This is a genomic window from Nocardia rhamnosiphila NBRC 108938, from assembly GCF_000720425.1.
Lineage (GTDB): Bacteria > Actinomycetota > Actinomycetes > Mycobacteriales > Mycobacteriaceae > Nocardia > Nocardia rhamnosiphila.
Genome location: NZ_JOAJ01000027.1, coordinates 1 through 6,284 on the forward strand (window position 1 = coordinate 1; position 6,284 = coordinate 6,284).

Below are 6,284 nucleotides of genomic sequence, written 5' to 3' on the forward strand. Positions count from 1 at the left end.
CACCTCCTCCAACGCCGCCGCGAACACCGGGAACACCGCGGCCAGCTCCCGGCCCATCCCGGCCCGCTGCGCACCCTGACCGGTGAACAGGAACGCCGTGCGCCCGGCACCGCTCGCCCCGGCGACCACACCGGCGGCTTCCGAGGTCTGTCCTTCGGCCAGGGCGTCCAGACCGGCCAGCAACTCCGCGCGGTCGCGGCCCACCACCACACCGCGGTGGTCCAGCAGGGCCCGGGAGGTGGTCAGCGAGTACGCCACGTCCCAGAGGTCGATGGCGGGGTCGGCGAGGAGGTGGTCTCGGAGTCGCCGGGCCTGGGCTCGCAGTCCCGGCTCGGATTTGGCCGAGACCATCCACGGCACGACGTCCGAGGTGACCGTGGGCTCGGCCACCGGCGCGTCCGGATCGGGCCCGGCGGAGTCCGCCGCGACCGGTTCACCGGTGCTCTCCGGCGCCACGGTCGGCTCCGCGACCGGTTCGGCCGGCGGTTCTTCGATGATCACGTGCGTATTCGTGCCGCTGACCCCGAAGGAGGAGACCCCCGCCCGCCGGACCCGCTCCCCCACCGGCCACGGCTCCGCCTCCGTCAGCAACCGCACCCTGGCCGGGTCCCACTCCACATGGGGTGTCGGCGCATCCACATGCAGGGTGCGCGGCAGACTTTCGTGCCGCATGGCCTGCACCATCTTGATCACACCACCCACCCCCGCCGCCGCCGAGGTATGACCGATATTCGACTTCAACGAACCCAACCGGAACGGACACCGTGAGCTTCCACCGCGTCGATATCCGCCGGTTCGAGTCCGGCGTTCTCCAGCGCCGCCCGGATGACCCGTTCCTGCGAGGGTCCGTTGGGTGCCGTGAGACCCTTGCTCGCCCCGTCCTGGTTCACCGCTGTGCCACGCACCACCGCAAGCACGGTGTGCCCGAGCCGTCGCGCGTCCGAAAGCCTTTCCAGCACCAGCATCCCGAGACCCTCGGAAAAACCCGTACCATCCGCCCCCGCCGCAAACGCCTTAAACGCCTGACACGCCAGATGCAACGCCACCAACGACGACGAACACGCCGTATCCACCGACAGGGTCGGCCCCTTGAAACCGAAGGTGTAGGACACCCGGCCCGACAGCACACAGCTGGCCGCGCCCAGATAGGCGTGCCCTTCCGCTTCGGCCGTCAGCTCCGGCGAACCGACCCGCGGACCGTAGTACTGGTGGAAGACACCGGCGAAGAAGCCGGTATCGCTACCGCGTAACGACACCGGGTCGATTCCGGCGTCTTCCAGCGCCTCCCACGACGCCTCCAGCATCAGCCGCTGCTGCGGATCCATCACCGCGGCCTCCCGCGGGCCGATCCCGAAGAAACCGGCATCGAAATCCGGTGCGGAATGGAGGAATCCGCCCTCCCTGGTGTAGATGGTGCCCGGCACCTCGGGGTCGGGATCGTAGAGCCGCTCCAGGTCCCAGCCGCGATCGGCGGGCAGTGGGCCCACCGCGTCGGTTCCCGCGTCGACCAACTCCCACAGCTGTTGCGGGGTCCGGACCTCGCCGGGATAGCGGCAGCTCATCCCGACGATGGCGATGGGTTCGGAGGCCCGCTCCTCGAGCTCGCCGATGTGCTTGTTGGCTGCGCGCAGGTCCCCGGTCAGTTTCCGCAGGTACCGGGTGAGCCGTTCCTCGTTGCTCATGCTCGGCCGAACTCCTCGTCGATCAGATCCAAAAGCTCGTCGCTCGAATGCGCGGCGAGGTCGTCGTATTCGTCGGCCGGCCACCGGCCGCCGAGATGGGACCGCAGCCGGTCCCCGATCCCCAGCAGGGCGGTCAGCGTCGTCTCGTCGTCGCCGGCGGTGGCCAGCACCCGGTCGACGAGTTCGGTGAGCCGGGCGAGATCCGCGCCCGGTACCGCGATCTCGGCGGCCGGTGCCGCCGAGGCCACCGCGGCCAGCTGCTCGTGCAGGTATCCGGCCATATCGGCGAGCGTCGGGTAGTCGAAGACCAGGGTCGACGGCAACTGCAGTCCGGTCACCGCGGACAACCGGTTGCGGAAGTCCACGCCGCCCAGCGAATCGAAACCGAGTTCGTCGAAGCCCTGCTCGGGCCGGATATCGGCGGCCGACGGATGCCCGAGGACCGCCGCGGCCTGTTCGAGCACCAGATCGGCGACGGCCCGCTCACGTTTGTCCTCCGGGATCCGGTCCAGCGCGAACACCCGTGTTCGCCGGGCGTCCGCCCGGTCCGTACTCCGGACGAATCCGCGCAGCGCGGTCGGCACCGTCTCCCCGTGTCCCGCACGGGCGAGTGCCCGCGCGTCGAAGCGCACCGGCGCCACCACCGGCGGGGTCTGCGGGTCCGCACCGAACCCGGCGACGGTGTCGAACAGGCGCAGGCCGTCCGCGCGGCCGAGCGGGTGCACTCCGGCGCGGGCCAGCCGGGCGATACCGGCCTCGTCCAAGGTCCCGGCCATACCGCCGTGGTCCACCCGCTCCCACAGCCCCCAATCGAGTGCGACCGCGGGCAACCCCTCGGCCCGGCGCCGTATCGCCAGCGCGTCCAGGAAGCTGTTGGCCGCCGCGTAGTTGCCCTGACCGGCCGAGCCGAGCACACCGGCGACGGAGGAGAACAGGACGAACGCCGAGAGGTCCGCCTCCCGGGTGGCCTCGTGCAGGATCCAGGCCGCATCGGCCTTCGGGGCGAGGACGTGATCTGCCCGCTCGGCCGTCAATGTGGTGACGGTGGCATCGTCGAGCGTGCCGGCCGCGTGGATCACGGCCGTCAGCGGTCGCTCGGCCGGGATCGCCGCGAGCAGCGCCCGCACCGCGCCACGATCGGAGACATCGCAGGCCGCGATGTGGGGCCGCGCGCCGAGCGCGATCAGATCCGCGCTCAATTCCGCCGCACCCGGCGCGTTCTCGCCGCCACGCGAGACCAGCAGCAGGTCCCGGACATCGTGTTCGGCGACCAGATGCCGGGCCAGCACCGCACCCAGACCGCCGGTGCCTCCGGTGATCAGTACGGTGCCGGTACCGAACTCCGGCCGGACCCCGGCGGGTTCCGCCGCGGGCACCAGTCGCGGCGCCAGCACGGTGCCCGCGCGCACCGCGACCTCGGCTTCCCCGGAGGCGAGCACCCGCCGCACCACCTCGGCCGCGACGGGTTGGTCGGCGGCCGCGAGATCGAGCAGCACGATCTGTCCCGGGAATTCGGCCTGCGCACTGCGGACCAGCCCGGCCGCCGCCGCGGCGGCGAGATCCGGGGACGCCCCGGGCAGCCCGGCCGCGTCGCCGGTGAGCACCACGAGCCGGGTACCCGCCGCGGCGTCGCTGTTCAGCCATGCCTGTAGGGTCCGCAGGGTCGAATGGACCCGGTCGTGGACCGCACCGACGGTCTCGCCGTTGCGTGCGACCGCGCCGGCGGCGACGGACCACAGCACCGCGGTGGGCCTTTCGCCCGCGTGGGCGGCCAGTGCGCCGAGGTCCGGGAACCGGTCCGGCACACCGGTCACCGGTACCGGTCCGAGCGCGGCGAGCGCGCCGGGCGACGGTTCGCCGGCCGGCGCCACCTCGGTCCACTCCAGCCGCAGGACCGTCGGTGCGCCGGTCGACGACGCGCGCAACCGGTCGACGTCATAGGTGCGCATCACGGCTTCGTCGATGGAGACCACCGGATTGCCGGCGGCGTCCATCGCCGCGAGGGCGATGGCGTCCGGACCCTTCGATACGGCCATCACCCGCAGCGGGCCGGGTCGCACCACATCGTGGAATCGCGCACCCGCCCAGCGGAACAGCAATTTGCCGAGGTCCGGGTCGCCGTCGAGGTCCGGCCACATCAGGCAGGCGAGCGCGGCGTGCCCGAGCCCGTCCAGCAGACCCGGGTGCACGGTGAAATCGTCCGGATCGATATCGGGATCGAGCGCGACCTCGGCGAACACGGTGTCGCCACGCCGCCAGGCACGCTCGGTCCCGCAGAACGACGGGCCGTACTCGAGCCCGGCCGCCGCCGCGATATGCGCCGGAATCCAGTCCGGGTCCACGGGTTCGGCGTCGCGCGGTGGCCACGGTTCGGCACGCAGACGGTCCATCAGTGGTTCCGCCGCCGGGCGTTCCCCGGCCAGGATGCCGCTGGCATTGCGCACCCATTCGGCACCGTCGTCCCCGGCGACCCGGTAGTGGAACACGAAGTGGCGCCGGCCCGTCTCATCGGCCTCGTTCACCAGCACCTGCAGGTCGATCCCGCGGTCGTCCGGCGGCAGCACCGGCGCCTCGAGGGTCAGTTCGGCGACCCCGGAACAACCGAACCGCGGTCCCGCGACCAGCAGCAGCTCCAGCAGCGCGGTACTGGGCACGACCAGTACGCCGTGGCTGACGTGATCGGCGAGCCACGGATGCGTACGCACCGACAACCGGCCGGTGAGCAGCCATTCGTCCGTACCGGCGAGCCGCACCGCATCGGTCAGCACGGGATGGCCCGAGCCGCTCGCCGCGGTGTCGCCCGCCGGCCGCAACCAGAACCGCTGATGCCGGAACGCGTAGGTGGGCAGCGCGGCCCGCGCCACCGCGCGCCCGGCGTACAGCGGCTCCCAGTCGACCCGCAGCCCGGCCACCTGCGCCCGCGCCAGCGCGCCGACGAACTGGACGGGTTCGGCCGTCGCACGCCGGGCCGCGGCGATCACCACCGATTTCGCCTCGGCGCCCGGTATGTCGGCGAGACACTGCCGCGTCATCGCGGTGAGTACGGCGTCCGGTCCGATCTCCACGAACCGCCGCACCCCGGCGGCGGCCAGCGCCTCGACTCCGGGCGCGAACCGGACGCATCCGCGGACCTGCGCCACCCAGTACTCCGGATCGGTCAACTCGGTCCCGGCGACCGCGCCGGTGAGGTTCGAGACGACCGGGATCTTCGGCGGGTGGTAGGTCAGTCCGGCGGCCATCGCACGGAATTCGTTCAGCATGGGCTCCATCCGCGCCGAGTGGAACGCGTGACTCACCCGCAGCCGGCTGTACTTGTGCCCCGCGGCGGCGGCCCGGTGTTCCATCTCGGCGACCGCGTCGGTATCGCCGGAGAACACCACCGAGCCCGGTCCGTTGACCGCGGCGAGCGCCAATCGGTCGCCGTATCCCGCGAGCAGCTCCGCGGCGTCCGCCGCGCCGACCGCGACCGCTGTCATCGCCCCGCCCGCGGGCAGGGCCCCCATCAACCGGCCGCGGGCGGCCACCAGCCGGCAGGCATCCGGCAGCGACCACACCCCGGCGGCGTAGGCGGCCGCCAGTTCCCCGATCGAATGACCGATCACCAGATCGGGTACCGGCCCGAACGATTCCATCAGCCGCCACAGCGCCACCTCGAAAGCGAACAGCGCGGGCTGGGTGAACTCGGTCCGGTCCAGCTCGGCCGGGTCGGCCGGGTCGAACACCAGCTCCTTCGGCGAACGGCCCAGCAGCGGCGCGAATTCCGCGCAGACCTCGTCGAACGCGGTGGCGAACACCGGGAACGAACGGTAGAGGTCCGCGCCCATTCCGGCGCGCTGGGCGCCCTGCCCGGTGAACAGGAAGGCGGTCCGGCCCGCGCCGGCCACACCTTCGGCCACAGCCGCGGAATCGGCGCCCGCGGCCACACCGGCGAGGCCGGCGAGCAACTCCTCGCGGTCGGCGCCCACGATCGCGGCCCGCCACTCCAGTTTCGCCCGGGATTCGACCAGCGACGCGGCGATATCCCACGCCGGGGCGGCGGGGTGAGCGATCCACCAGTCCCGCAGCCGCTGTGCCTGGGCCCGCAGACCCGCCGCGGACGAGGCCGAGACCAGCAGGGGCACCGGCAACTCCGTCGCCGCGCCGGCCACCGGCGCCGGTCGTTCGGTCCGAGCCACGGGCGCGGGGGCTTCTTCCAGAATGGCGTGGGCATTGGTGCCGCTCACGCCGAACGACGAGACACCGGCGCGGCGCACCCGCCCGCCGGCCGGCCACGGCTGCGCCTCGGTCAGCACCTGGACATCGCCGGAGGACCAGTCCACATGCGGGCTGAGCTCGTCGGCGTACAGGGTGCGCGGCAGCATCTCGTGGCGCATCGCCTGCACCATCTTGATCACCCCGCCCACCCCGGCCGCGGCGACGGTGTGGCCGATATTGGATTTCAGCGAGCCGATCCGGAGCGGCCGGTCGGCGCGGTCCCCGCCGTAGGCGGCGATCAGCGCCTGCGCCTCGATCGGATCACCCAGCGTCGTCCCCGTCCCATGCGCCTCCACCGCATCCACATCCGCCGGCACCAACCCCGCATCCGCCAACGCCGCCGCGATC

1 protein-coding gene and 1 pseudogene are annotated in these 6,284 nt (G+C 72.5%); both read right to left on the minus strand.

Annotated features, from left to right (window positions below; translation table 11 throughout):
• Window positions 1-1,682, minus strand: a pseudogene (locus IG75_RS38760) (type I polyketide synthase); the annotation flags it as partial.
• The gene (locus IG75_RS0135420; protein ID WP_051715627.1) at window positions 1,679-6,271 is read right to left on the minus strand and encodes a type I polyketide synthase; all 4,593 of its coding nucleotides are present in this window, start codon (window positions 6,269-6,271) and stop codon (window positions 1,679-1,681) included. The gene IG75_RS0135420 and the pseudogene IG75_RS38760, both read right to left, overlap by 4 nt.
• Window positions 6,272-6,284 lie beyond the last annotated feature (13 nt).